Source organism: Psychrobacter sp. NPDC064578 (assembly GCF_044901245.1).
In the GTDB taxonomy this organism is placed as follows: domain Bacteria; phylum Pseudomonadota; class Gammaproteobacteria; order Pseudomonadales; family Moraxellaceae; genus Psychrobacter; species Psychrobacter cibarius_C.
On record NZ_JBJDPI010000007.1, the window covers coordinates 125825 to 151744 of the forward strand.

Below are 25920 nucleotides of genomic sequence, written 5' to 3' on the forward strand. Positions count from 1 at the left end.
AACTAAGTATTAAAAAAAAGACCTCTACGACTACTGAGCGATCGTTTTTAACGGTTTATCTAAGGGTACATTGTATAAACGCAGCGCCTCTTTCATGACATTATGAAAGACTGGCGCGACTGTTAAACCAGCATAAATCTGAACACGTGGGTCTTCGATGAGCATCACACCTACTAATCTTGGGTTAGATGCGGGCGCAATACCAGCAAAAACGTTACGGTATTGATCCGTATAGTAGCCACCTTTTGGATTAACACGGCGCGATGTCCCTGTTTTACCAGCGACGCGATAACCATCAATCGCAGCACCTTTAGCCGTACCACCCGGTTCGGTGACACTTTCCATCATTTGTACGATAGACATCGCTTGCTCGTGTGCCATGATACGCTTGCTTGGCTGTAGCTTGTCATCTTTAGTGAGGGTCAATGGGTGCATCACACCGCCTGCCGCCAGCGCTGAATAAGCCTGCGCAACCTGCGCTAGAGTTGCTTCCAAACCATAACCATAACTGAGCGTAGCACGACGTGACGTTTCTTTTTCTTTTGGTGTGACAACCAGCCCACTACCTTCCCCTGGGAACTGTAGTGGTGTCTTTGAACCAAAACCAAATTGCCGTTGCATATTAGTAATGGCATCAGGCGGTAGCGACAAAGCAATCTTAGTCGAGGCGACGTTACTAGACTTCTGCAGTAGCGTGCCCATATTAATCATACCTAGATTGTTATGATCACGAATGGTATAACCACGGACACGAATAGAGCCAGGATTGGTATCGATTAAGGTAGTGGCAGTGTATTTTCCTGAATCAAGTGCCGCTGCAACCGTAAAGGGTTTCATCACCGAACCAGGTTCGAAGACATCGAGCAGCGCACGGTTACGTTGGTTTTCACCGGTCATCTCATTCAGGTTATTAGAATTAAAGGATGGCCATGTTGATAAAGCAAGCACTTCACCCGTTTGCACATCAACAATCATGCCTGTTGACCAGCGTGCTTTTTGCAAACGCCCTGCTTTTTCTAGTTCTTTATAAAGCAAATACTGCAGGCGCGAATCAATGGTCAACGCCACATCTTTACCTGGTATTTCTGGTTCAATCTGTTTAATTTCTTTTAAACTGTTTTGTTTGGCGTCTTTTAGCACCAACACTTTGCCATCATCACCTGCCAGCTCAGTTTCATATTGGCGTTCGATACCAGCACGACCTTCGTAACCACCTTCAGGGTCACTGACATTTTGTCCCATAAAGCCCAATAGCTGCGAGTTTGGTTGTGGCTGCGGGTAATAACGTTGGAAGAAGTTTTTTTCATAGACGCCAGGAAAATCAAGGGTGCTGACACTTTGGGCAATCTCAGGCGTTACTTTATTCAGTAGCGGCAAATAGTGCGAGCCTGCACCCGATGGCAGCGCTGCTTTAACTGCTGCTTCATCGGTTACATCAATACTATCGTCGATAGCAGTAACTTTTTTTAGCTCAGTGACCGAAATATTGGCAGCAGCTGCAAGTGTGGTCAGATCCATATTATCCAAACGCTTTTGCATACGCGCAACCAGCTGTGGACTCTCAGGGTTGGTGATAATAATACGCTTAAGCTCGTAATATTCGCGCGCGTAATCATGCGGACTAAAAGAGACCGTCGCCAGTGGTGCACTGACTGCAAGTGGCAAATTATTGCGATCGGTAATCATACCGCGATAGGATTTTTGCGTGCGCACGCTAGTGATAAGCTCATCACCTTTGTCTTGATAAAACTGGGCATTGGCAACTTGTAAATAATAAGCACGGGCTATCAGCAAACCCAAGACAACCAATGCAATGACCCAAATAGTACGGAAACGGTTTTTGTCTTGCTCAAAACCGCCGCGAGAGGAAGCGCCAGACGCTCTACCCAAAAATCCTCTTTTATTTTTCAGGTTTTTGACACTGGTATAAGCGCCTTGCTCTTCACTCTTTTTCAATCGATCAAACAATTTAGCCTTACGGTTGCCAGAGGATTTTTTTTCAGCCGTACTGCCTGTTTGTCCCGATTTGGCTGCACTGGCAGGACGTAAGGGTTTAGTCACCTTACCGCTAGTTGGCTTTTTATTCGCATTTTTCGCGGTCGTTTTACCGCTATTGGCATTAGGTTTTTTATCACTCATTGTCCTGCCTCCGCTATCGTGGCATCGGTGATAGGAGCGTCAGGCGATATATCCGTAGAAGCTCGTGGTTCGATAACGTCAGACTTATCCTCATCTAAGTCAGTATCAACGACTGGCGCCTGTGCTGTGGCAACACCCGGCTGGATAATGAGCTTATCTTTTAGCGTCGGTGAAAACATGCCCAGTTCAGCCACTGCACGGCTAGCGATTTGCGGCGTCGCACTAAAAGTCTGCTGTTCAATGAGCAAACGCTGATGTTCGACTTGCAGATTACGCTCTTGTTTTTTCATGTCTTGCAAGGTTTTATAATCCTGATGATATTGCTGAACGCCTTCGGCTGTTTTGATACCGCTCCACACAATCGCCACTGCTAACAGCAATAGCACCACTACATAGATACTAACCACATTAAATCGGCGCACGAATAGCTCGCCGATATCGGTGTTATGCGGCATTGCAGCGCGACGGTTTGCGGGTTTGTCAGATATTGCCATGACGCTCTCAAAAAGTGGACTTCAAGTATGAAAATTGGCAACTGTTTTAGAGCGGTAAGACGCTTTGTACAGAACCATCAATAAAGTAAAACCAAACGAAAAAGGAACAGTCGAGCCTAGCAGATAATGTTTACAGATTTTTAACAGCCGCGTAAGTATTCAGACTTTCTATCCTAACTAATTGCCAGCAACCAATCACCAGCAACTCAGCCAAACACCGCTCTATAACATCACGCTACCTGTGTTATTGCTCGACACTGGGTAAATAGTCGGTATCAGTACGAGTCGCCATGCGCAACCACGCACTACGCGCGCGTGGATTTTGACTGGTTTCAGCTTTGCTTGGACCCACGCGTTTAGGCTTGCTAAAGTAGCGTGGACGATTCGGCGGCATCGGTAGATTTTCGTCTTCTGGATATTGCCCTTTGCTATGACGCTGCAAAAACTGCTTGATACGGCGATCCTCTAACGAGTGAAAACTAATCACTGCTAGCTGCCCGCCTGCTTTCAAAATCGGAATGCTTTGTTCTAAAAAGTCGTCAACATCGCCAAGCTCATTGTTAATAAAAATGCGCATCGCCTGAAAGCTCTGAGTCGCTGGATGCTTACCGCGCTGCCAATTAGGATGCGCCACTTTAATCACTTCAGCCAATGCCAAAGTAGAATCGTAACTGTCCATCTGCTTAATAGCACGGGCGATACGGCGACTATGGCGCTCTTCGCCAAAATCATAAAGCACATTGGCCAAGGTTTCATCATCGACTTTTTCTAACCACTCAGCGACCGACTGCCCACGACTGGTGTCCATACGCATATCGACCGCACCGTCACGCATAAAACTAAAACCACGACTGCCATCATCAATTTGCGGCGATGAGATACCCAAATCTGCCATTAAGCCATCAACTTGCATGATACCCATTGCCGCTAGACTATTCGTCAACGTCGCAAAACTATCGTGCACCACTTTTACGCGACTATCGGTCTTTGCCAATTCGCGAGCAACGCTAATAGCGGTTGGATCCTTATCAAAAACAATCAAGGTTGCGTCATCGGCCAACTGGCTTAATAATAATCGACTATGACCACCACGCCCAAAGGTTGCATCAACGTAGACGCCACTCATCTGCAAGCTGTTTTGGTTGTCACTGCTTTGTTCTGCATCGTCTGTTTGCTTAGGTAGCGCTTTGACACCCAGCACTGCCGCGACGGTTTCTTGCAATAGCACTGCATCATGAACAAAGCTTAATTCATCAGAGCTAGCTTTATTAGTGACAGACTCTTGATTCGGCTGATTAGCAGAGTCACTCTCTACCACAAAATCGTTTTCCACAGCAGACAGCTCAGCCGCTGATGCAGCATTAACAGTGGCTAAAGAAGAATCTATTTTAGAATCTTGCTTAGTATTCGGCGTATTTTTTGGCTTATTATTCAATATGGACACAAACGACTCAGTAGATGACGACCATTTTGGTCAGTAAGAGTGAAAAATCAGATGAAAATAAACAAGTTATGACTTGTCTAACATTATTATCGCAAGGATACACGGGTAGTCAAGCGCTAGACGGGCATTTCGTTAAAAATATTCCATCTCTCTGTTATACTAGCGCTATATTTTACGCTATTTTTCTACATTGACGGCTATTGTTTCATCCGTATTTTTTATTCAAACTTGTCATTCATATTTATCATTAGCATTTTTCACTGCTATTTTTTTCATTTTTCACTGCCATATTCATTAACTAGCCTATTCTGAGAATTTTATGATGCAATCATCGACTTCAACTAACAGCACGCGCCCTGTCCGCACCCGTATTGCGCCATCGCCTACTGGCTTTCCGCATGTCGGCACCGCTTATATTGCCCTATTCAATTTAGCTTTTGCTAAAGCCCACGGCGGCGAATTTATTTTACGTATCGAAGACACTGACCAAACGCGCTCAACCGAACAATCTGAAAAAATGATTTTGGATGCGCTACGTTGGGTTGGTCTTGACTGGGCGGAAGGTCCAGATATCGGTGGACCGCATGCGCCTTATCGTCAGAGCGAGCGTAGTGATATTTACAAAAAGCATGCCGAGCAGCTGATAGAAAACGACCATGCGTTTCGCTGCTTTTGTAGCAGTGAAGAGCTTGATGCCATGCGTGCTGCGCAAATGGCCAATGGCGAAACGCCGCGTTACGACGGTCGCTGTGCCCATTTAGCCCCAGAGAAAACCGCTCAATTGGTTGCTGAGGGCAAACCAAACGTCATTCGTATGCGCGTGCCTACCGAAGGCGTCTGTCAAGTACATGACATGTTACGCGGTACGGTTGAGATTCCTTGGACACAAGTCGACATGCAAGTGCTGCTAAAAACCGACGGCATGCCAACTTATCATCTCGCCAACGTCGTCGATGACCATTTGATGGACATCAGCCATGTGCTACGCGGTGAAGAGTGGCTTAACTCTGCGCCCAAGCATCAGCTGCTCTATGAGTATTTTGGTTGGGAGATGCCTGTACTTTGCCATATGCCACTGCTGCGTAACCCAGATAAATCAAAACTGTCTAAGCGTAAAAACCCAACCTCTATCACTTACTATCGTGATGCTGGTGTGCTCCCTGAAGCGCTGCTAAACTACCTCGGTCGTATGGGCTACTCGATGCCTGACGAAGCTGAACAGTTTACCCTAGAAGAAATGATTGCTAGTTTTGATATTCAGCGTGTGTCCCTTGGCGGCCCTATCTTCGATATCGAAAAACTGAACTGGCTCAACGCAGAATGGTTACGTGCATTAACGCCTGAAGAGCTAAAAAATAAAATACTCGATTGGGCAAGTAATAGCGATAAATTAACTGCTATCGCAGCGGCGATTCAGCCTCGTATTGAGCTGTTATCTGATGCAGTTAATTGGGGTGGTTTCTATTTCCAGAACTTACCTAATATCAATGCTGAGAGCTTTACCCATAAATCACTCACCCCTGAGCAAATTACTGAGATGCTGCAACTGGCGCTTTGGCAGCTAGAAACCTTACCAACGTGGTCAGAAGAAAATATCTACGCCACCTTAAAAGGTCTTGCCGCTCACCTCGATATTAAGATGCGTGACTTTATGGCACCGTTCTTTATCGCTATCGCTGGCAGCACGTCATCAACGCCAGTCATGAACTCTATGGCAATTATCGGCGCTGATATGACCTTGACTCGCTTGCGCCATGCAGTTGACGTGCTTGGCGGTTTGGGTAAAAAGAAACTAAAAAAACTTGAGAAACAAGCGGCAGAGTTGCCAGATTTTTGTCTGCTGAATAATTTAGAAGCTGAATAACTCATCTACTAAACAATCGATTAGCTGAAATTTATGAATTTAGAAGGGTCAGCCCAGCTCTGACCCTTTTTTTGTCACTAATAGGTACTACTACCCTTCAACTATTAAATATCCTTTATCAAACCTTTTAATTGGAACTAAACATGGACGCCAAAACCGTCACGATAGAAAGCAAAGATTATGTCTTTAACACGCTCAAAGAAGCGCAGAAATACTATGATGCCATCGTAAAAGAGCTTTATAATGCAAAACTTACCCTGACAAAGGGTCAGGACTTTGAAGATTTAAAGTGGATATACACCACTTACTGCAGTTATACCAATCATAATGTCGATCGATTGAAAGAATCTGACATCGTTGGCTTTAAAGGAATCAGCACAGTACAACAAAAAGGGGGGCAATATATCCCCACAGAATGTTGTGCCATTATTTTTTCAGATGGCAGTTCTAAGTGTACAGAAGAAGAATTCTTTACCGATAAAGCCATTAAAGAGATTGCCATCAAGCAAAATCCACGCTAATTTGGGCTTATTAAGTAGCTAAAATAGCTTTAAACGCTTTTTTTCAAATATTTATGCATTATTTTTAAAATAGTAGTTGACAGGACTGCCGGTCTTGCATAAAATACGCACACTCTTAGCGAGGGGCTATAGCTCAGTTGGTAGAGCACTTGCATGGCATGCAAGGGGTCAACGGTTCGACTCCGTTTAGCTCCACCATACTATTTATTGCAACGCTCAGTACTACTGAAACGTAACCATAAATACTCGCTAGTAGGACGATATCAGCACCTAGGCAATGCTTATTTATTAAGCTATCTGATATTGTGAAGTACCGTTGTAACCATTGGTTATAACACTCTATGCGTCCCCATCGTCTAGAGGCCTAGGACACCGCCCTTTCACGGCGGTAACGGGGGTTCGAATCCCCCTGGGGACGCCACTATTCGGCGTCACTTATTAGCACTTTTGCTTAACACCTTTAAGCATCAGGTTAGACTAATAAGCGAACAATAAAAAATCCCAGTCATCATACGGTGACTGGGATTTTTTATGTCTGTTGGTTTTGTTATATCCAGTTCATTATGGTTTGGATAAGCTGAAGTTAGTATATCAACGATCATAATAAGAGACAAACTCTCTAATCGCCCAGCCCCAATGCCTGTACTCGCCCTTGTAGTAGCCTTCTAAATATACCCACGGGCGGTTTTTATTATCATAAGTGGTATCTGTGACATATACCTCGCGATCATTACGCAGCTTATTAATAATCTTGCCATTAGGTTCATCGCGGATGTTTAATGGAGTACCCGTCGGATCCGTTACTTTGCAAACTCTCTCGGCATGCGCGGCATTTATCCCAACTGTCGTAGCCAAAACAGATACAGCAACGGTGTAAGCCAAACGTTTCATCTCAAATCCTTATTATCAACAAATGTCTCATTAATCTCTGATATATTATCAGAGTTCACATTACGGTATTTGCGATTTTATAAGATATTTACGTTTTATTGATTTTGATAAAGACTGAAGCCATAACCTGCTTTATAGTTTTTAATATCATTATTTATTGAATGATTTATTCTATTGCCAACCCTTACGATCCTCGCTACCATCAATCCTATAAGAATTTTATAGAATGTATAAATACTTTATAACGTACAAATTTTTAGGCTTAACACAAGGACGTTTTAACCATGTTCGGGATTGAGAACTATCCAGGGTTTATCATGGCAGCTATTTTGTTAAACCTGACTCCAGGCACGGATAGCATGTACATCATTACCCGTAGTATTTCGCAGGGGCAAACGGCAGGGTTTTATTCTGTGTTGGGTATTACTTCAGGCATTCTGGTGCATACGCTACTGGCTTCGCTAGGATTGTCCGTGTTGCTGGCTAACTCCCCTACGGCATTTATGCTCGTAAAATATATTGGTGCCAGCTATTTGTGCTATCTAGGCGTCAAAATGCTCATAAGTCAACAACAGCCTTTGATAGCCGCGAGTTTGCAGGATGACCAGAAGCCAAAGCCCGTTCAGCCTTTAGATCACTGGCAAATATATAAGCAAGGTGTGCTCACCAATACCTTTAATCCAAAAGTTGCATTATTCTTTTTGGCGTTCTTCCCTCAGTTCATCGATTCTAGTTATGCTTATGGCATGTTGTCATTTCTAATGCTAGGGCTGACCTTTGCTACCACTGGTTTTATATGGTGCTTATGTTTGGCACTATTAGCAGCGCGGTTTAGTACACGCTTGCGTGAGAACCCCTCTATCGAAACAATGTTAAATAGAATCAGTGGTATGGTGTTTATTGGTTTAGGAATTAAGCTGTTGACTGAGAAGGGTTGAGCAGAATAGGTATTCAGAATATTCAGTCTGTTACCTCGAGTTTTTACAGTATAGACTTATTTATAAATTAGACAGAATAAGTGCGCAAGTCGAAGGCGCACTTTACTGACTGACTAATAAAAAGAAAACTAGATTTGTGAAATTATTTAGTAAAAACTGAAGGAACGACTGGCATACCGCACCATTCAGCAATCTTATTATATTTTCCTGCTAGTTTCATAAAAGTCTCAATTGCACTTTCTGAGGTTTTAACTGCTTCACTAACATTATCGTTACCTTCATTCACTTTTTCAATAAACTTCCTGAATTTCTCCATTGACTTTGAATTTTTTAGTTTTTCAGGATCTTTTTCATCTATAACTTCTCTTAAGGAAGCTTGTAAACTTTCAAGTTCAGCGTGAGAGTCATTTTTATCAGGAAGTATATACTTTAACTGTTCAACTAGTGGAAGAGCTTCATTAACTACATTGTTAGTAACAACTGATAAGTTATTCCGAAAACTAGGATTTATCTCGATGGTAGTATACTTTTCTTGCTTTAAGGCTTTTTCTAATAATTCTGAGAGGTAGTTCTTATCAGTTTTTAAATAACCAATAATATCCTGTTGTGTTTCAATTCTCACTTGAGACATTCTTAGTTCACTCTTTAGCTCTAAGATTAATCCTTTGTCTTCCGTAAAGTCTTCTGGATTTCCATTACCTGTTACAATCATCTCATACTCAGTAAGTGCCCTTTCAATCACATCTGTATTACCATCTTCTGATATAACTATTAATCTTATGGATTGATCATTTTGTTCGATCTTAACTGTAGCATTTTCATCAGGATAGTTCTTATGTAGATACTGACTGAAATAATTCAATATACCAAGTCCTGCTTGATAATACTGAGGTGGAAACTCTATAAATTTATCTAAGACAATCTTATCTTTCAATGTTTCTGTTTGTTCTAGTTCTATTACAGATAGTTCATCGTCATCATTACCTGTAACATATAAAACTAAGAAAGGATAATTTTTATTAATTGACTGTAAACTAGTTAAACTTTCTAAATTATTTTTAGAATCCGTAATTAATATAGGAAAAGCTAAATTATTATTTGCTATTATCTTTTCCACGTCATCGAACAACCATTTGTATACATTAGGATTCAAATTAATATCATTAGGGAGACAGATGTAGATATTGCTTTTAGATATTACTAAAAACTCATGCTCCTCACTCTCTGTCCAAGATAATTTTCTTAAACTATCAATGAATCCTTTATACTTTTTACTACTTAAATTACTTAGTCTAGCCTTACTTATCATTCTAGCCTTAACAAGGAAGCTAGATTGCTGATAGTCATCTATTATTTGCTCTATACCCTTCCACCCATCAGTGGATATGGATTGTAAGATTTCTTGATACTCTTTAGGATATGAATCTAAAAACAGTTTCCAAGCATTTTTGTAGCTTACAACAGTTTTAATAGGCATAACTTATGTCACCACGAAGAATTATAGAACTTACTATAACTCAGAATAATGGGCTTTTGTATAACTTATAATTTAGTTATAAAGGTTAAATCATATAATATATCTAGTTGAAATATAATAAAATCTACCTAGAGATAGTACACATAGTTTCTACTTAAAATATTTTATCAATTTTTTGCATATAGCCCACTATAGATCATACTACTTATTTTAAACAACAAATAAAAAAGCCCAATCCCAGTGATAAGGGATCGGGCTTTTTTTGATTTAGCCTAACTAATTACTAGCCTGCTTCTTTGCTCTCGCTTGCCAATTGACGTAGTACATAGTGCAACACGCCACCATGACGCACGTACTCGCGCTCTTTTGGCGTCTGTAGCATGACATTGACATCAAAGCTCTCAGAAGAACCATCGGCACGCGTGGCCGTGACTTTGGCGGTCTTGCTCTCGCCATTATCTAGACCTGTAATGCTAAGCACTTCAGAGCCGTCTAGATTATAAGTTTCTGCATTTTCACCGTCTTTAAAGGTTAATGGCAACACACCCATACCGACGAGGTTTGAGCGGTGAATACGTTCGAACGAGCTGGTCAATACCGCTTTTACGCCAAGCAAAATCGTCCCTTTCGCTGCCCAGTCACGGCTAGAACCAGAACCATATTCTGCACCGCCAAGGACTACAAGCGGACGCTTATCTTCTTTATACTTCATTGCCGCATCATAGATGGCCATTTCTTTGCCGTCTTGTAGAGTGGCGCTATCGCCGTTGAAGTAATAAGTATAGCCGCCCTCTTTGCCAGCCATCATGGTATTTTTGATACGGATATTGGCAAAGGTACCGCGCGTCATTACCGCGTCATTACCACGGCGTGAGCCATAGCTATTGAAGTCGGCTTGCATCACACCGCGCTCTTGCAAGTACTTACCTGCTGGCGAATCTGGATCGATATTACCCGCTGGCGAGATATGGTCAGTGGTGATTGAGTCACCGAACAACCCTAAGATGCGTGCGCCTTCGATATCAGGAATACCTTCTGGCTCCATGGTCATACCATCAAAGAACGGCGGGTTTTTAATATAAGTAGACGCTTCGCTCCACGGATATAACTGACTATCGGCTGAACTAATAGCGTTCCATGCGGCACTACCGTCAAACACTTCACCGTAGTTTTTGCGGAACATATCCGCATCGATATTATTGGCAATCAGCTCATTGATCTCATCTGACGTTGGCCAAATATCTTTTAAGAAGACATCTTTGCCATCTTGATCTTGTCCTAACGGCTGCGTCGTTAAGTCAATATCAACCGTACCTGCCAGCGCATAAGCAACTACGAGTGGTGGTGACGCTAAGTAGCTCGCTTTTACATGTGAGTGAATACGACCTTCAAAATTACGGTTACCTGATAACACGGCAGCAGCGACTAAGTCTTTTTCTTCGATACCTTTTTCAATCGACTCTAAGAGTGGTCCTGAGTTACCGATACAAGTGGTACAACCATAACCCACTAAATAGAAGCCTGTTTTTTCGAGCTCGTCCATTAACTTAGATTTTTCAAGATAATCGGTGACGACTTTCGAACCGGGAGCCAATGAAGTTTTGACCCAAGGCTTGGCTTTTAGACCTTTTGCAGCGGCTTTTTTCGCCACCAAGCCCGCGCCAATCATCACTGCAGGGTTTGAGGTATTGGTACATGAGGTAATCGCTGCGATAACGACAGAACCATCACGCAATTTATGGCTCTTATCATCGATATTGACGTCAGAGAAAACATTAGGCTTAGCATAGAGTCTATCCGCTTGCTCTTGCTCGCCGCCTTCTTCATCAAAGCGTACCTTGCCTTCGACTTCTGACTTGCGGTCTTTGGTCATTTTTTCTAAAGTTTCGCCAAATTTTTCGTGCATATCAGATAGATTGATACGCTGCTGTGGCAAGTTCGGACCGGCAAGTGCAGGCTGTACCGATGATAAATCGAGCTCTAATTTACTTGAATACGTTGCCGCTGGCGTATCGGCATCGTGCCATAAGCCTTGCGCCTTGGCATACTTTTCGACCAACTCAATCTGGCTTTCTTCACGACCTGATAGACGCAAATAATCAATCGCCATTTGGTCAATCGGGAAAATACCACAGGTTGCCCCATATTCTGGTGACATATTGGCAATCGTCGCACGATCCGCCAGTGGCATACTGTGTAAGCCTTCGCCATAAAACTCAACGAATTTACCAACCACACCATGCGCACGTAGCATTTCAACCACACGCAATACCAAATCCGTCGCAGTAACGCCTTCAGTGAGTTTACCTTTTAGCTCAAAGCCGACCACTTGTGGAATCAGCATTGATGACGGTTGACCAAGCATTGCCGCTTCCGCTTCAATACCGCCGACACCCCAACCAAGCACGCCAATACCATTAATCATCGTCGTGTGGCTGTCAGTACCAAATACCGTATCAGGATAAGCCGTCAACTCGCTTTTACCATCAACATTGACATCTGCTGCCATTACAACACGAGCTAAGTATTCAAGGTTAACCTGATGCACAATACCCGTCGCTGGTGGTACGACCACAAAGTTTTTAAACGCATTACGACCCCAATGCAGGAATTCATAACGTTCATTGTTACGTTTAAATTCAATTTTTTCGTTCAAGTCTAGTGCATCTTCTCGGCCATAAGCATCGACTTGTACAGAGTGATCGACAACCAATTCACTCGGGATAAATGGGTTAATTTGCTCAGCACGACCGCCAAGCTCTACTACGGCATCACGCATCGCTGCCAAATCGACAACTGACGGTACACCCGTAAAATCTTGTAAGACCACACGGGCTGGCATAAAGGCGATCTCTTTTGACGCTTCTGCGCCTGCATCCCAGTTAGCAACCGCTTCGATATGGTTTTTGCCGACAGATTGACCATCATCTTCATTACGTAATAGGTTTTCTAAGACGATTTTCATGCAAAATGGCAATTTGCTGATGTGCTCGAAAGTTTCGGTCAGCTTTGGCAAACTGTAATAGGCATGTTCCTTGCCATCGACCGTAATGGTGTCTTTTACATTAAAAATATCACTCATGGTAGCTTCCTTATCGTTGTTATAGATCCTAAGCCTAAACAGTTATAGGTTTATGCTGAGGATTGGTGGCTAGATAGATGATTGTAAGAGTTGTATTCAAAATCATTATTATTTGACACAATACAATATAAAGTTGAGTTAACAAAATAGCTAAGCGACTCTTTAGGACTTAACAATAACGCTCTTTTACCATAACAAAACGGCGGCGCTTTGTTAACGTCTAGACGTTGTCAAATCGTGGCATAATCGTAAACGTAACAAGGGTTTAACGCTCTATTATTAAGTATCAATATATTTTCCAAAGACATATTAGAATCAAAGGTAGTGGGTAAACCAGTCGCAGCATACGAGCCTTATCTCTTAGACGTTTGGCTGCGCTATGCTATTATGGTGCGCTTTTTTACCGCTAGGCAAACGCCTCGAAACAATCGTTTCGCGCGCTACTTATTGATGAGTTTTTATGGCAAATTTTAACACCCACCTGAATGTTGCATTCATGGTCAGTGGTACGCTCAGTTTGACGGTTTATAAAGCGGGATTGATTGATGATTCGGGGTTTTTAGTTTGCGTGGCGCTCGGCACTATCGGTGGGCTGCTGCCTGATTTGGATTCTGATAATTCGACACCGATTAAACTTGGCTTTAATATCACCTCATTTATTTTTGCCTTTGGTTTGGTCATGCATTGGCGCAGTGAACTGAGTTTGCTCGCCCTGATTGCATTATGGCTAGCAGGCTACGGCTTTATGCGTTATGTGGTTTTCTCTATTTTTACCAACATGACCGTGCATCGCGGTGTGATTCACTCCGTGCCTTATATGGCAATTTTGGGTTTGGGGCTGACTTATTTAAGCTACTACGTCTTGCACCTTCCACTGACGGCAAGCTGGTTTTACGGTTTATTTTTATTCGGTGGCGCGCTAGTGCATTTAACATTGGACGAGCTATATAGTGTTAACTTATCGAATATGAAAATGAAGCGCTCATCAGGTACAGCGATGAAGTTTTATCAGCCTAAAGATAAGTGGTGGTATTTATTACTATATACACTGCTCGCCATGTTGGTCTATTTTGCCCCGCCGTTTGATGCGTTTTGGCAGCAGCTGCGCGACCCAGCACCATGGGCACAGCTAAAAGTCGGCATATTGCCAGAACTGATAAAAAGCATGCTGCGATAAAGATACGGTAAAGCAGTAAAACCCAAGCGAAAATGAGAATAAAACATGCAACCTAATCTACACGTTTGCCCTTGCCAAATTCATCCATCATCAAGCGCTATCAGCTCACCCCTACTGTATAAAGATTGCTGTCAGCCTTATCATGAGGCTGTTTATAATGATGCTCTTTATAATGGTGAAGTTGGCAAAGCAGAGGGTATAAAAGCGGAGACAGCCGAACGTCTCATGCGCACGCGCTATAGTGCCTTTGTTTTGATTAAGCCAGACTATATCATCAAGACCACCCTGCCAGCACAGCAAAACTTATTGGATATCAAGGCGATTGAATCGTGGGCAAAAGAGACAAATTGGGCAGGACTAGCAATCGTAGCGCACACGCCAAAGCTAGGCAAACGCCATGCGCAAGTTGAGTTTAAGGCTTATTTCAAGCCAACTAATAATGCAAGTACTTTAGAAGAGAAAGTGCAGGCGCATCATGAATTGTCTGCCTTTGTGAAGGTGACAGACAAAATCAATAATGATGCACGCTGGTATTTCTTAGATCCAACTGTTTCAATGTCTGTCAGCCAAAAGCAACCGTGTGTTTGCGGGTCGGGTGAGAAATTTAAGCGGTGTTGTGGGATATATATTTAACCTATGTTAACTCTAAACGCTCGCCCCAACTGACCGTGCCACCGCAATCCCCTCCTCAATCGTCAAAAACTTACGCTGACTTGGGCTGTCTTTATAAATAACATCACCATCTTGGAATATTAAGCACTCATTGACAGCCAACTGCTGCCATTTCTCATTTTCAGTGAGCGGAACAGTGACTAAGATAGTAACTTTATCCGTATCTGTCGTCACATCGCCAAAGTTAATGGCTAAATCATCATCTGCCAACTTCGCCTCGCCAAACGGCGCTTGACGCGTGAGATAAAACAATAAACTCCCCGCATAAGCCAATTGCCAGCTACCATTCGATATCAAGCAATTAAACAAGCCATTGGCAGATAAATAACGACATTGGGTGGTCAAAAAATTAAACAGCGTTTGGTCATCAGGACGCGATTTAAAGCTACTTTTTAAACGATTAACAAGGTAGCAAAACGCCATCTCAGAATCGGTTGAACCGACTGGCTGGCAATGTGAGGCATTGCCGTTGTCTTGCAAGCGCTGACAGCGTTTGATAAATTCGCTATTCATTTGCCCATTGTGCGCAAATACCCACTGCTCACCCCAGACTTCGCGGACAAAAGGATGGGTGTTTGCCAAACAATTCTGCCCTTGGGTCGCTTTACGAATATGAGCGATGACATTCATGGCTTTGATTGGATAGTTATTAACCAAATCAGCCACGGGCGATAAATGGCTTGGGCGATTGTCATGGAATAAGCGTAGACCAGTTGAAGCATTCTCTGGTTTATCACTATTAGTGCATTCGCTACGCTCAAAAAATGCAATACCAAAGCCATCTTCATGACTATCAGTCATGCCACCGCGACGACGAAACCCTGCAAAGCTAAAACCAATATCCGTTGGGGTATTACAGTTCATTCCTAAGAGTTGACACATTTATACTTCACCGCCGTTATTGTCGTCTTGTGCAGAATTTAAAGTAGGGTTAATTTTGGCGGCTGACGTTTCATCAAACACCTCATAAGGCGTTGCCCCATCGGTGTCAATATTTGCCAAAATGCGCTGTGCATGCGCCAAATCAGTATCCTGTACCCACAGCACAATCCCAGAGTTCATACCGGGCATCGCGCTCAGCGGTTGCAGAGACACCGTAATACCATTGTTACGAAGCAGATTGGCATGCAGTTCACCTTGCATATTGGTGTCGTAGCGTGCCAGTTTGTGCCAGTTATCAACTTGATCGGTCATGATAAATTCCTTTTAGATATTTATAAATATAACTCGTTGCTATTATTCTATTAGCAACCGAAACCTTGTGACCAATTAATTTGATTTAACGGATAAGCATCAATATGGAAACCGTTTGGATACTCTTTAAAGCCAGATTGTGATTTTAATTGCTCAATAGCAGCTTGTGCTTGTTGCTCAGTCGCAAACACACCGATTATCTTAAAAGCTTCGACATCGTTATTTTTATCATCGTCTTTATAACGCACATGCTCTAGTACAAACACTGTACTTTGCGCTTTTTCTACATGTGACCAATGATAAGCAGCAAGGCGTTTCATCAGGTCAGGATTTTTGACCATGATATTATCGCCCGTACGACCTTCGGTACGGTTATAGTGAATAACGTTGAGACGTAATAGCCAAAAAATCACCGCCGCTTTTGCCAACATTACTGGTAAGGCACGTTTTTCATCTTCACCGAGCATGCGTTTCGACTCATAGCCTTGTAAGAAAGCCGCCATTTTGCTACGGTCAAAATTCACCGACTCACCCTGCTCAGCATCGCCCCACGTGGTACAAAAATCATTAATGGTAATGGCAATATCCATCACATAATGCTCGACGCTAACTTCGGTGAAATCTAACAACCCAGTCAGACGCGCTTCACCTTTTTGGCTATTATTTAACGATAAGTTCCATAGCGTGTTATCAGCAAACATGTCTAAATGACATAAGCCTTTTGGCAAAGTGGCAAGCGGCAAATCCGTATAAGACTGCCAAATATCACTCATCAATTTGGCTTCGTCAGCTGGCATAAACTGCCTTTCACGATCGCGCACCTCGCTCCATGGGTATAAAGGCACGCCATATTCTTCCGCAGGTTGTAGTGCTTGCAATGTCTCATGCAGCATCGCTAAAGCGGCGCCAATTTCATGACACATCGCTTGCGTCGTCTGCTGTGGATGCGAGCCTGCTAGGCATGGCACTAAGGTAATCGCTTTATTGTCGTATTGAATGACATAACATTTTTCTGCGCTATCAGCGCCTAAATCAAGCAATGCTAACGGCGCAGCGACCGGTAAGTTACCATCCAATTGATTTAAGATAATCGCCATCTTTTCGATGTCTTCTGGTGGACGCTCTTCAAACAAAGTAAATACATAAGAGTGTGCGCCATCTACATCGTCAGTCGTCTGAATAAACCAGTTAGAGTTTTTGATACCTTGGGTGATCGGAATGGCACGCGCGAATGACACACCAAAACGCTGGCAAAAAGCGGCAAACTGGTCATCGGTTAACTGGGTATAGACGGACATGACATCTCACTTATGGCAATTAAAGAATAAATAAAAGTATATTTTAGCTTATTATAACTAAATTCAACCTATATTGGCTTATAAGGAAGGTGGATTTAAGTGGAACAAATAATAATTAATAGCTTTATTATGTTTTGGGAAGGTTTAGGAATTAATTCTGGACAAATCCAAGTTGTCTTGAACTTGATTGTGATTGTACTAGCATCTATCGCTGCATTATATGCGAAAAAACAGATAATAATTGCTCAACGGCAAAGAGAAGATGACATACGATTATCGAAATATAGGCTAAAACTATCAATCTTGAAAATTGCTTATAAGTGCAAAACAGATTTTATTATTGTAAGACAAGACTTTGATAATTATAAAAACGAATTCATTAAACTATTAGAATCTAAAGGATTTAGCTTAAATGACCTAATGCCGACACAAGACTATACATTTGCAGAATACTTAGAGATTATTACAGCTCCTTTAGATAGGGTCGAGAAAACTAACACAAATCTAATTTATACGTTAAATGAAGATAACAGCTATTCAGACTTAAGCTCGGATGACCTTGAAAATTATCTGAAATTAATCATGAGTATTGCTTCTTCATCAGAATCTACTAAGCAAGGCCTAACCAAAAGAATAGAAGAAATGAAGATCCTACTTACTCGCTAATCGTAATTAAAAACTTACCTGATACGGCGGTGATTTTGCTAGACTAGTGCTTATAGAATGAATTGATTATAAGGTGAAAGACCCTATGTTAGCAAAGCGTATCATCCCTTGTTTGGACGTTGATAATGGTCGTGTGGTCAAAGGCGTGCAATTTGTTGATATCAAAGACGCAGGCGACCCTGTCGAAGTAGCAAAACGCTATAACGAACAAGGCGCTGATGAAATTACTTTTTTGGACATTACTGCGACCAATGACGAGCGCGATACCACCTACCATACGGTCGAGCGTATGGCGGAGACGGTATTTGTTCCACTGACAGTTGGTGGCGGCGTGCGTAAAATCGCTGATATCCGTAACTTACTCAATGCAGGTGCGGATAAAGTAGCTATCAATTCTGCGGCGGTATTTACCCCTGAGTTCGTCGGTGAAGCGGCGCAGAAATTTGGTAACCAATGTATCGTCGTGGCTATCGATGCCAAACGCGTTGCAGACATTAATGTTGATGGCATTATCATGCCGCGTTGGGAGATCTTTACCCACGGTGGTCGCAAACCAACGGGTATCGATGCCGTTGCTTGGGCGAGCAAAATGGCTGAGCTTGGCGCTGGTGAATTACTGGTCACCTCGATGGATGGCGATGGCACCAAAAAAGGCTATGATTTGGCATTGATGAAGCAAATCACTAACCGCGTCAATGTGCCTGTTATTGCTTCAGGCGGCGTCGGCAATTTGCAACATTTAGCCGAAGGGGTGTTGGAAGGCGGCGTCGATGCCGTACTTGCTGCCAGCATCTTCCATTTTGGTGAGTATACGGTTCAAGAAGCCAAAGCGTATATGGCAGCGCAAGGCATACAAATGCGTCTATAGTACGCTCGTAAAGTACAAATAAAACAGAAAAAAATGTTATCATAGCGCTAACCACTTATTTTCGTTCATTTAACTGATTATCTAACGGATAATAAGCCATTTGAACCTAGCGATATATTTAGCGCATTATTTATTCCTACATTTTAATTAAAAGCCCATTCGGCAAAGGATTTTTTATGTCAAATCTACAACAGCAGCGCAATGACGTGACTCACATCGATGGTAACTTACATCAAAACAAAGACGTTCGTATTGGTATCGTCGTCGGTCGTTTTAATGGTTTTGTGGTTGAATCATTGGTAGATGGTGCAATTGATGCGCTACTACGTCACGGTGTATTGGGTAGCAACATTACCGTTATCCGTGTACCGGGTGCTTTTGAATTACCATTGGTTGCTCAACGTGCCGCTGAGTCTGATCGCTTTGATGCCATCGTTGCTTTAGGCGCGATTATCCGTGGTAGCACCCCGCATTTTGATTTCGTTGCAAGCGAATCTGCAAAAGGCTTAAGCGCGGTAGCTATGGATTATAATATCCCAGTTGCCAATGGCGTCTTGACCACTGACAGCATTGAGCAAGCGATTGAGCGTGCTGGCACAAAAGCGGGTAACAAAGGCTCAGAAGCGGCAATGGTTGTACTAGAAATGCTTGCGGTACTATCACAGTTAGATATTGAAGATGACAGTGAAGACGCTTAATCAAGCCATCATTTGATAGGCTGTTAGTTATTTAATGAGCGCTGTGGTTCTTATGAGCTTTCGTTTTTATCGAGAGCCACAGCGTCAGTGTTACAAAGACTGTTACTAAGTACGCTACAAAACTCGACTGGCAAAGCCTGCCAGCTAACTACTATTTAACATTTTATTTTAAAACTTTTATCTTAAAAACTTTTATCTTAAAAACTTTTTATCTTAGCAACTAGGTATAGACCCCCTATGACTGACCAACTCAAGCGCGCTATCAGCGCTGCGAAAACCGCCCAAACCAATGATAAACAAGCTGAAGCCACGCGCATCGCGAGCAGCAGTGCGGGTGATCAAATCTTCGATATGAGTGAGTCTTCTTATAAGACCAGTCACACCGCTATTCGTAAAGCGCGACGCTTTGCGATGCAAGGTCTATACGAATGGCTCGTCACTGACCGCCGCTTCGATATCGATGGTAAGCTTGGCTGGAAAGACAATGCCCCACACGATATCGCCGCTCGTACACGCGCGACCAATGCCATGCATACCGTACATATTGGCTATTATCATGAAATGATGCGTGATATTCCAGAGCAGATCGAGGCGCTAGATGTCCTTATCTCTCAGCATCTTGACCGTGAAATTGATAAATTGGACACCGTCGAACACGCTATTCTTTTGATTGGTGCTTACGAGCTACAAAACCGCTTAGAGATTCCTTATAAAGTGGTACTTGATGAAGCGATGAAGCTCAATAATCACTTTGGCGCTACTGACGCGCATAAATTGATTAATGCCGTCCTTGATAAAATGGCGGTAGAGCTACGTGCTATTGAAGTAGAAGCAGATAGCAAAGCCAATTTACGCACCTCACAAAAAGCGGCTGCTAAACCTGTAACAAAAGCTGATACCAATGCAGAAAATAATGCCGATATAGAAGATAGTGCTGATACAGCTACCATTGAAGAAAAACCAACTACTTCAAACAAGCCTCGTATCAGTGCCAATAATGCTACCGTCAAACGCAATAGCGCTAGTAAAGCTACTGCCAATATTAGTGACTTTAAAGCGAGCAAAAAAGCGATTGAAACAGACCGCACTGATGCAGACAGCAAAGACTAATCATGAATGAGTTTGAGCTGATTGAGCGTATATTCTCCCAAATGCAAGCTACGCAGTCATTGTCTAGCAGTGTCGACAAAGGCAGTGTTGAAAAAGGCATTGGTGATGATGCGGCGGTGATGAGCTTGCCTGCAGGTGCGCGCTTGGTCAGCTGTATTGATACACTGGTTCAAGGTCGACACTTTAGCGCTGACTGGGAGCAAGTAAATAAGCTGGCATTTACCATCGGTTATAAAGCCGTGGCAGTGAACGTCTCAGATATTGCCGCTATGGGTGCAACTCCGCATAGTATTCTATTGGCGTTAGCTTTGCCTGAGTGCTTGGCAAATGAGCACTGGTTAAGTGAATTTGCTAAAGGCTTATTCCATGCTTGCCAGCTATTTGGGGTGACGCTGATTGGTGGTGATACCACGCGCAGCGACAATTTAGTTCTGAGTATCAGCGCGCAAGGGTTACTCACCAAAGAAACGCCAGCCGTCTACCGTTCAGGCGCGCAAGTTGGCGACAAACTTTATGTCTCAGGCACGCTTGGCGATGCCGCTTATGCGCTACAAAATCCTGACAATGCTATCGGTATTGAGCTTGCGCATCGTCTACATATGCCAACGCCGCGTATTGCACTGGGTGCAGCATTGGCAAAAATTGGTGCGACTGCGATGATAGATATCTCTGATGGTCTGTATCAAGACATTGGACATATCTGCCAACAAAGCAGCGTTAGTATGCGCATTCATCTTGATCAGCTACCTACTAGCAACGCATTGGCAAACGCTGAGTTGACCGAGCGCTTGTTGTGCCAGCTGACTGGCGGTGATGATTATGAATTGGCTTTTACTTTGCCTGCTCATATTGAACCACCTGTTAATGACAGTAGCAACACGCCTGTTACCTGTATCGGCGAAGTCATAGCCGTAAATGAGCCAGATTCTATCAAAAATTTACCACCAGAGCTTTTTTATCAAGGACAGCCAATCACACCTACCCATCCCGCCCCCTTTACTACTTGGCCCAATCTGACGGGTTACCAACATTTTGCAGGTTAATCCATGATTGATCACAACCTATCTAAGCCTGATATCCGTAAAGCCAATGATTGCCCGCCGCTACCCGCCAATGCCAATATGCTTGACCGCGTAGTTTATTGGCTTGGGTTAGGTTTAGGTAGTGGCCTACCGCGCCGTGCGCCTGGTACTTGGGGTACGGTTGGTGGCTTAATCGTCGCGATACCATTGCTAAGCTTAGGATTCGTGCCATTTTTGATTATTACCATTCTCTCTTGTGTGATTGGTAGTTGGATATGCGGTCGTACCTCAGAGCTAATGGGTGGTCATGATAACCCGCATATCGTCTGGGATGAATGGGCAGGCATGTGGCTTACCCTACTGCCGCTATCTTATATGGGTATCGCTGACGGCAATTTTTGGCAAAATATCGCCCAAATCTCTTCTATTGTTGCCATTATTATCGCCTTTATATTGTTCCGCTTTTTTGACATTATTAAGCCACCACCGATTGGCTGGGCAGATAAAAAAGTCGCGGGCGGCCTAGGTATCATGCTTGATGACATCATCGCAGGGATCATGGCAGCAGCCGTCTGGGTCATTATTTATACCACCATCCTTTAACTGTTAAATTAGCCTCGCTTTTATATAAGCGACGGTCTTTCATAACCGATTGTCGTTTATAGTCCATCATTTTTTTAGTAATGCGTTTGTGACGATAGCCAATTTATCAGCAAGCCACCAGTAAATGGTAAGCCCATGACAAGCAACGTAAGTTACAAAGATGTCACGACATAGCGTTTTAGTTAAATGACGGTTTGCGTTATAATTTGAAATTATATTTTGTTACATTTGTAGGCTATTATGACCACTCCCCTCTCGGTAATCATCCTCGCTGCTGGCAAAGGCACGCGTATGCAGTCGGCTAAGCCAAAAGTGCTACAGACATTGGCTGGTAAGTCGTTATTGGGTCATGTCCTTGATACGTGCCATCAATTAACGGTTGATGACACCATTATTGTTCATGGTTTTGGTGGCGAGCAAGTCCAAGCAGATATCAATGCTCAATATGCGCACTTGCCTATTACTTGGGTTGCTCAGACTGAGCAATTAGGTACTGGACATGCGGTGAAAGTGACCCTGTCGGAATTACCCAAAGAAGGGCAAAGCCTGATTCTTTATGGTGATGTGCCATTAGTCAGCTGCCAGACATTAGCAACGCTACAAGCGGCTAATACTGACGGCATGTCGATGTTGACGTTGACCGTAGACAATCCTTTTGGTCTCGGTCGTATCAAACGTGACAAAGACGGCAACATCGAAGCCATCGTCGAGCAAAAAGATGCCAGCGCCGATGAGCAGAAAATCCAAGAGATTAATAGCGGTATTTACTGCGTCGATAATGCGTTATTGCATAAATACCTGCCAAAGCTGTCTAATGACAATGCGCAGCAAGAATACTACCTGACGGATATCGTTAAAATGGCGGTCGCTGAAGTCATTAATATTGTCACGATTGAGCCTGAGCATACCTTTGAGATTGAAGGCGTCAATAACCGCCAACAGCTTGCTAGCTTAGAGCGCACTTGGCAAGGCAAACTGGTTGCCGACTTGCAAGAAGCGGGCGTGCAGTTTGCTGATCCAAGTCGCGTTGATATTCGCGGTACCTTGACTGCGGGTCAAGACGTGTTTGTCGATGTGGGTGTGGTATTCGAGGGTGATTGTGTCTTAGGCGATAACGTTTATATCGAAGCAGGCTGCGTGATTAAAAACGCCCACATTGGTAATGCCTGCCACATAAAACCTTATTGCGTGATTGATCGCGCTGAGATTGGGGCAGGTGTTGATGTTGGTCCTTTCGCCCATTTGCGTCCTGAAACCGTATTGTCTGATAACAGTAAAGTCGGTAATTTCGTCGAGATTAAAAAATCAACAGTCGGTCATGGCAGCAAGGTTAATCACTTGAGTTATATCGGTGATACGACCATTGGTACAGATGTTAATGTCGGCGCTGGCGTCATTACTTGTAATTATGATGGTGTCAATAAATCACAAACCATTATTGAAGACAATGCCTTCATTGGCTCGAACTCAAGTTTAGTGGCACCTGTGACTATTGGTGATACCGCTACGGTTGCCGCAGGTTCAGTGATTACTAAAGACGTCGACAGTAAAGCATTAGCCTTTGGACGGGCACGACAAACTCAGAAAAACGACTTTCAGCGTCCGACCAAAAAGTTAAAATAGCAATGGTCAATCACAAGCATTTTGAACAGTATCTATTGAAGTAATACTAAGCAGCATGACAATTTTTGTGATGCTGCTTCCTTATATTTATAACGTCAAAATTGTTAGTATAAAAGCTCTGCCAGTATGAACTTCTATTATTTATTGACTGAACATTATCGCCTCTCAAAGTATTTGAGCGGTTAAGCATTGAAGCTTTTAAAAATCAAAACACGAAACATCGAATTTAAGGAATAGTTATGTGTGGAATCGTTGGAGCAGTCGCTGAGCGTAATATCGCTAATATCTTACTTGAGGGTCTTAAGCGTCTAGAATACCGTGGTTATGATTCTGCCGGTCTTACCGTCATTCGTGATGGCGAACTCCATCGCGAGCGCCAAGTGGGTAAAGTGCAAGCATTGGTCGATGCTGTGGCAGTTAATCCTGAATTTTTCGATGGTCACATTGGTATTGCGCATACACGTTGGGCAACCCATGGCGAGCCGGCACAGCGTAATGCCCATCCGCACGTATCAGGCAAGATTGCTGTGGTACATAACGGTATCGTTGAAAACTATGCCGAATTAAAAGAAGAATTGATTGCTAAAGGTTACGTATTTACGTCGCAGACTGATACCGAAGTCGTCGCTCATCTAATCAATGATATCTACAAAACCACACCTGATTTACTAGAGGCGGTTCGTGCCGTTATTCCGTTATTACATGGCGCATTTGCCCTTGGTATTCTACATATCGACTGCCCAGAAGAGCTGATTACTGTTCGTTTAGGCTCTCCACTGGTGATTGGTGTGGGTATCGGTGAGAATTTTATTGCTTCTGATCAATTAGCCTTACTACCGGTCACCAATCGATTTATGTACTTAGAAGAAGGTGATATCGCCAAATTGACGCGCAGTAGCATTCAGGTTTATGCCGATGGTGTCGAAGTAAAACGTCAGATACATGAAATTGATGCGGCACAGCACAATGCGGATAAAGGTGAATTTAAGCATTATATGCTCAAAGAAATCTATGAGCAGCCAGACGCGGTTGCCCGTACTGTTGAGATGGCTGTAGATAGCGATGAGCCGTCTAAACTGCGTGATGATTTTTTACAGCGTCATGAAGCGCAATTAAAAGGCATTAAGCATGTCCAAGTCATCGCTTGTGGTACCAGTTACCACTCAGGCTTGGTCGCAAAATATTGGTTTGAGAGCCTTATTCGTGTGCCCTGTTCCGTTGAAGTCGCTAGTGAATTTCGCTATCGCAATCCTGTCGTCATCGACAACACACTCGTCATTTGTATTTCTCAATCTGGCGAAACGGCAGACACGTTATCGGCGCTACGTGATATTCAAAAGCACACGCCAGCAGGTCTAGTTAGCTTAGCCTTATGTAATGTACCGACATCGTCTCTGGTACGTGAGACGGATATCTTTTTACCAACGCTTGCTGGTCCCGAGATTGGTGTTGCTTCTACCAAAGCTTTCACCACTCAGCTCGCCGTTTTAATGCTATTGGTCTTAAAAGTGGGTGTCGTTCAAGAGCGCATGACTGGCGAAAACCTGAGTACCTTGCTTGGTCAATTACAAGAACTACGTGGTCAACTACATGCCAGCTTAAACCTCGATGCGCCTATCAAAGCCATGAGTGAGCATTTTGAGTATAAAAAGAGCTGCCTGTTCTTAGGTCGTGGTTTGCAGTTTCCAATAGCGCTAGAAGGCGCGTTAAAGCTGAAAGAAATCTCTTATATCCACGCTGAAGGTTATGCGGCAGGTGAGCTGAAGCATGGACCATTGGCATTGGTCGATAAAGACATGCCCATCGTCGTACTAGCGCCAAAAGACAGCATGTTTGATAAGCTGAAAGCCAATATGCAAGAAGTACACGCGCGTCATGGTGAGCTGTTCGTTTTTGCCAGTGAATCTAGTCAAATGGTCGCAGAAGACAGATTACATGTGGTCTATGTGCCCGATGTTTGTGAAACACTTGCCCCTATCGTCTACAGCTTACCCGTACAGCTGTTGTCATACCATGTCGCCGTAATGCGCGGCACAGACGTCGATCAGCCGCGTAACCTTGCTAAATCAGTGACTGTTGAATAATATAAATATCTGATTTTAATATAACTGTGAGCGAGTAATAAAGTATCATCTTAGG

General features: G+C 43.3%; 22 protein-coding genes and 2 tRNA genes. 15 read left to right on the forward strand and 9 right to left on the reverse strand.

Features of this window, described 5'->3' with window-relative positions:
* Positions 1-30 precede the first annotated feature (30 nt).
* The 3 genes from ACI2JM_RS09845 to rsmH all read right to left on the reverse strand — a co-directional run bounded on the left by ACI2JM_RS09845 (position 31) and on the right by rsmH (position 3951).
* Positions 31-2139 (reverse strand): peptidoglycan D,D-transpeptidase FtsI family protein, encoded by a 2109-nt coding sequence (locus tag ACI2JM_RS09845; protein WP_404643859.1) that lies wholly within the window; start codon positions 2137-2139, stop codon positions 31-33.
* Positions 2136-2633: a cell division protein FtsL gene (locus tag ACI2JM_RS09850; RefSeq protein WP_404643861.1), complete on the reverse strand. Its 498-nt coding sequence runs from the start codon at positions 2631-2633 to the stop codon at positions 2136-2138. Before ACI2JM_RS09850 ends, ACI2JM_RS09845 begins: the two co-directional genes overlap by 4 nt.
* Positions 2634-2877: 244 nt before the next feature.
* The gene (gene rsmH, locus ACI2JM_RS09855; protein ID WP_404644003.1) at positions 2878-3951 is read right to left on the reverse strand and encodes a 16S rRNA (cytosine(1402)-N(4))-methyltransferase RsmH; all 1074 of its coding nucleotides are present in this window, start codon (positions 3949-3951) and stop codon (positions 2878-2880) included.
* Positions 3952-4396: 445 nt separating this feature from the next.
* Here rsmH and gltX point away from each other — a divergent pair, with 445 nt between their 5' ends.
* From gltX to ACI2JM_RS09875, 4 genes are all read left to right on the forward strand, one after another.
* Positions 4397-5941 carry a glutamate--tRNA ligase gene (gene gltX / locus ACI2JM_RS09860; protein WP_404643863.1) on the forward strand — a complete coding sequence of 515 codons (1545 nt, stop codon included), beginning with the start codon at positions 4397-4399 and terminating at the stop codon, positions 5939-5941.
* A gap of 143 nt (positions 5942-6084) precedes the next feature.
* Entirely contained in the window at positions 6085-6462 is a 378-nt protein-coding gene (locus tag ACI2JM_RS09865; RefSeq protein WP_060492009.1) for a hypothetical protein, read from the forward strand.
* Positions 6463-6584: 122 nt separating this feature from the next.
* A tRNA-Ala gene (locus tag ACI2JM_RS09870) sits at positions 6585-6660 on the forward strand.
* 147 nt (positions 6661-6807) lie between these two features.
* Positions 6808-6883, forward strand: a tRNA-Glu gene (locus ACI2JM_RS09875).
* Between the two features lie 170 nt (positions 6884-7053).
* Here the strand turns inward: ACI2JM_RS09875 and ACI2JM_RS09880 are convergent.
* Positions 7054-7353, reverse strand: coding sequence for a peptide-binding protein (locus ACI2JM_RS09880; protein ID WP_060492010.1), 300 nt, complete (start codon positions 7351-7353; stop codon positions 7054-7056).
* 284 nt (positions 7354-7637) lie between these two features.
* On the opposite strand from ACI2JM_RS09880, the gene ACI2JM_RS09885 reads away from it, so the two are divergent.
* The gene (locus ACI2JM_RS09885; RefSeq protein ID WP_404643865.1) at positions 7638-8291 is read left to right on the forward strand and encodes a LysE family translocator; all 654 of its coding nucleotides are present in this window, start codon (positions 7638-7640) and stop codon (positions 8289-8291) included.
* A gap of 142 nt (positions 8292-8433) precedes the next feature.
* On the opposite strand, the gene ACI2JM_RS09890 is transcribed toward ACI2JM_RS09885, so the two are convergent.
* Together ACI2JM_RS09890 and acnA are read right to left on the reverse strand one after the other, a co-directional pair.
* A complete protein-coding gene (locus ACI2JM_RS09890) occupies positions 8434-9768 on the reverse strand; it encodes a hypothetical protein (protein ID WP_404643867.1) in 1335 nt (444 codons plus the stop codon).
* A 283-nt stretch (positions 9769-10051) separates the two neighbouring features.
* Positions 10052-12850 (reverse strand): aconitate hydratase AcnA, encoded by a 2799-nt coding sequence (acnA, locus tag ACI2JM_RS09895; protein ID WP_404643869.1) that lies wholly within the window; start codon positions 12848-12850, stop codon positions 10052-10054.
* 460 nt (positions 12851-13310) lie between these two features.
* Here acnA and ACI2JM_RS09900 point away from each other — a divergent pair, with 460 nt between their 5' ends.
* Both ACI2JM_RS09900 and ACI2JM_RS09905 read left to right on the forward strand, forming a co-directional pair.
* On the forward strand, positions 13311-14027 hold the full coding sequence (locus tag ACI2JM_RS09900; RefSeq protein WP_193007540.1) for a metal-dependent hydrolase: 717 nt from the start codon (positions 13311-13313) through the stop codon (positions 14025-14027).
* A 45-nt stretch (positions 14028-14072) separates the two neighbouring features.
* Positions 14073-14660 carry a YchJ family protein gene (locus ACI2JM_RS09905; protein ID WP_201560600.1) on the forward strand — a complete coding sequence of 196 codons (588 nt, stop codon included), beginning with the start codon at positions 14073-14075 and terminating at the stop codon, positions 14658-14660.
* A 12-nt stretch (positions 14661-14672) separates the two neighbouring features.
* Here ACI2JM_RS09905 and ACI2JM_RS09910 read toward each other — a convergent pair whose 3' ends face one another.
* The 3 genes from ACI2JM_RS09910 to ACI2JM_RS09920 are packed head-to-tail and all read right to left on the reverse strand — an operon-like array spanning position 14673 to position 17191.
* The gene (locus tag ACI2JM_RS09910; protein WP_201560599.1) at positions 14673-15581 is read right to left on the reverse strand and encodes a class II glutamine amidotransferase; all 909 of its coding nucleotides are present in this window, start codon (positions 15579-15581) and stop codon (positions 14673-14675) included.
* Positions 15582-15893, reverse strand: coding sequence for a putative signal transducing protein (locus ACI2JM_RS09915; RefSeq protein ID WP_227676017.1), 312 nt, complete (start codon positions 15891-15893; stop codon positions 15582-15584). It lies immediately after the preceding gene.
* 50 nt (positions 15894-15943) lie between these two features.
* On the reverse strand, positions 15944-17191 hold the full coding sequence (locus ACI2JM_RS09920) for a homoserine kinase (RefSeq protein ID WP_404643871.1): 1248 nt from the start codon (positions 17189-17191) through the stop codon (positions 15944-15946).
* A gap of 99 nt (positions 17192-17290) precedes the next feature.
* Between ACI2JM_RS09920 and ACI2JM_RS09925 the strand changes: the two genes are divergently transcribed.
* From ACI2JM_RS09925 to glmS, 8 genes are all read left to right on the forward strand, one after another.
* Positions 17291-17857 (forward strand): hypothetical protein, encoded by a 567-nt coding sequence (locus ACI2JM_RS09925; RefSeq protein ID WP_404643873.1) that lies wholly within the window; start codon positions 17291-17293, stop codon positions 17855-17857.
* An 85-nt stretch (positions 17858-17942) separates the two neighbouring features.
* Positions 17943-18725 (forward strand): imidazole glycerol phosphate synthase subunit HisF, encoded by a 783-nt coding sequence (gene hisF, locus ACI2JM_RS09930; RefSeq protein WP_045452349.1) that lies wholly within the window; start codon positions 17943-17945, stop codon positions 18723-18725.
* A 176-nt stretch (positions 18726-18901) separates the two neighbouring features.
* A complete protein-coding gene (gene ribE, locus ACI2JM_RS09935) occupies positions 18902-19423 on the forward strand; it encodes a 6,7-dimethyl-8-ribityllumazine synthase (protein WP_045445783.1) in 522 nt (173 codons plus the stop codon).
* Between the two features lie 237 nt (positions 19424-19660).
* On the forward strand, positions 19661-20533 hold the full coding sequence (gene nusB / locus ACI2JM_RS09940; protein WP_404643876.1) for a transcription antitermination factor NusB: 873 nt from the start codon (positions 19661-19663) through the stop codon (positions 20531-20533).
* Positions 20534-20535: 2 nt separating this feature from the next.
* Complete coding sequence (gene thiL / locus ACI2JM_RS09945; RefSeq protein WP_404643878.1) at positions 20536-21576, forward strand: thiamine-phosphate kinase; 1041 nt, start codon at positions 20536-20538, stop codon at positions 21574-21576.
* 3 nt (positions 21577-21579) lie between these two features.
* On the forward strand, positions 21580-22158 hold the full coding sequence (locus tag ACI2JM_RS09950; RefSeq protein ID WP_404643880.1) for a phosphatidylglycerophosphatase A: 579 nt from the start codon (positions 21580-21582) through the stop codon (positions 22156-22158).
* A gap of 240 nt (positions 22159-22398) precedes the next feature.
* Complete coding sequence (gene glmU / locus ACI2JM_RS09955) at positions 22399-23781, forward strand: bifunctional UDP-N-acetylglucosamine diphosphorylase/glucosamine-1-phosphate N-acetyltransferase GlmU (RefSeq protein WP_404643882.1); 1383 nt, start codon at positions 22399-22401, stop codon at positions 23779-23781.
* A 239-nt stretch (positions 23782-24020) separates the two neighbouring features.
* Positions 24021-25865 (forward strand): glutamine--fructose-6-phosphate transaminase (isomerizing), encoded by a 1845-nt coding sequence (glmS, locus tag ACI2JM_RS09960; protein WP_404643884.1) that lies wholly within the window; start codon positions 24021-24023, stop codon positions 25863-25865.
* Positions 25866-25920: the final 55 nt, after the last annotated feature.

What these genes read in the sequence shown, in the direction of transcription:
- ACI2JM_RS09845 (WP_404643859.1), bottom strand. Translation starts at nt 2,139, where the DNA reads ATGAGTGATAAAAAACCTAATGCCAATAGCGGTAAAACGACCGCGAAA.
- ACI2JM_RS09850 (WP_404643861.1), bottom strand. Translation starts at nt 2,633, where the DNA reads ATGGCAATATCTGACAAACCCGCAAACCGTCGCGCTGCAATGCCGCAT.
- gltX (WP_404643863.1), top strand. Translation starts at nt 4,397, where the DNA reads ATGATGCAATCATCGACTTCAACTAACAGCACGCGCCCTGTCCGCACC.
- ACI2JM_RS09865 (WP_060492009.1), top strand. Translation starts at nt 6,085, where the DNA reads ATGGACGCCAAAACCGTCACGATAGAAAGCAAAGATTATGTCTTTAAC.
- ACI2JM_RS09880 (WP_060492010.1), bottom strand. Translation starts at nt 7,353, where the DNA reads ATGAAACGTTTGGCTTACACCGTTGCTGTATCTGTTTTGGCTACGACA.
- ACI2JM_RS09885 (WP_404643865.1), top strand. Translation starts at nt 7,638, where the DNA reads ATGTTCGGGATTGAGAACTATCCAGGGTTTATCATGGCAGCTATTTTG.
- ACI2JM_RS09890 (WP_404643867.1), bottom strand. Translation starts at nt 9,768, where the DNA reads ATGCCTATTAAAACTGTTGTAAGCTACAAAAATGCTTGGAAACTGTTT.
- acnA (WP_404643869.1), bottom strand. Translation starts at nt 12,850, where the DNA reads ATGAGTGATATTTTTAATGTAAAAGACACCATTACGGTCGATGGCAAG.
- ACI2JM_RS09900 (WP_193007540.1), top strand. Translation starts at nt 13,311, where the DNA reads ATGGCAAATTTTAACACCCACCTGAATGTTGCATTCATGGTCAGTGGT.
- ACI2JM_RS09905 (WP_201560600.1), top strand. Translation starts at nt 14,073, where the DNA reads ATGCAACCTAATCTACACGTTTGCCCTTGCCAAATTCATCCATCATCA.
- ACI2JM_RS09910 (WP_201560599.1), bottom strand. Translation starts at nt 15,581, where the DNA reads ATGTGTCAACTCTTAGGAATGAACTGTAATACCCCAACGGATATTGGT.
- ACI2JM_RS09915 (WP_227676017.1), bottom strand. Translation starts at nt 15,893, where the DNA reads ATGACCGATCAAGTTGATAACTGGCACAAACTGGCACGCTACGACACC.
- ACI2JM_RS09920 (WP_404643871.1), bottom strand. Translation starts at nt 17,191, where the DNA reads ATGTCCGTCTATACCCAGTTAACCGATGACCAGTTTGCCGCTTTTTGC.
- hisF (WP_045452349.1), top strand. Translation starts at nt 17,943, where the DNA reads ATGTTAGCAAAGCGTATCATCCCTTGTTTGGACGTTGATAATGGTCGT.
- ribE (WP_045445783.1), top strand. Translation starts at nt 18,902, where the DNA reads ATGTCAAATCTACAACAGCAGCGCAATGACGTGACTCACATCGATGGT.
- nusB (WP_404643876.1), top strand. Translation starts at nt 19,661, where the DNA reads ATGACTGACCAACTCAAGCGCGCTATCAGCGCTGCGAAAACCGCCCAA.
- thiL (WP_404643878.1), top strand. Translation starts at nt 20,536, where the DNA reads ATGAATGAGTTTGAGCTGATTGAGCGTATATTCTCCCAAATGCAAGCT.
- ACI2JM_RS09950 (WP_404643880.1), top strand. Translation starts at nt 21,580, where the DNA reads ATGATTGATCACAACCTATCTAAGCCTGATATCCGTAAAGCCAATGAT.
- glmU (WP_404643882.1), top strand. Translation starts at nt 22,399, where the DNA reads ATGACCACTCCCCTCTCGGTAATCATCCTCGCTGCTGGCAAAGGCACG.
- glmS (WP_404643884.1), top strand. Translation starts at nt 24,021, where the DNA reads ATGTGTGGAATCGTTGGAGCAGTCGCTGAGCGTAATATCGCTAATATC.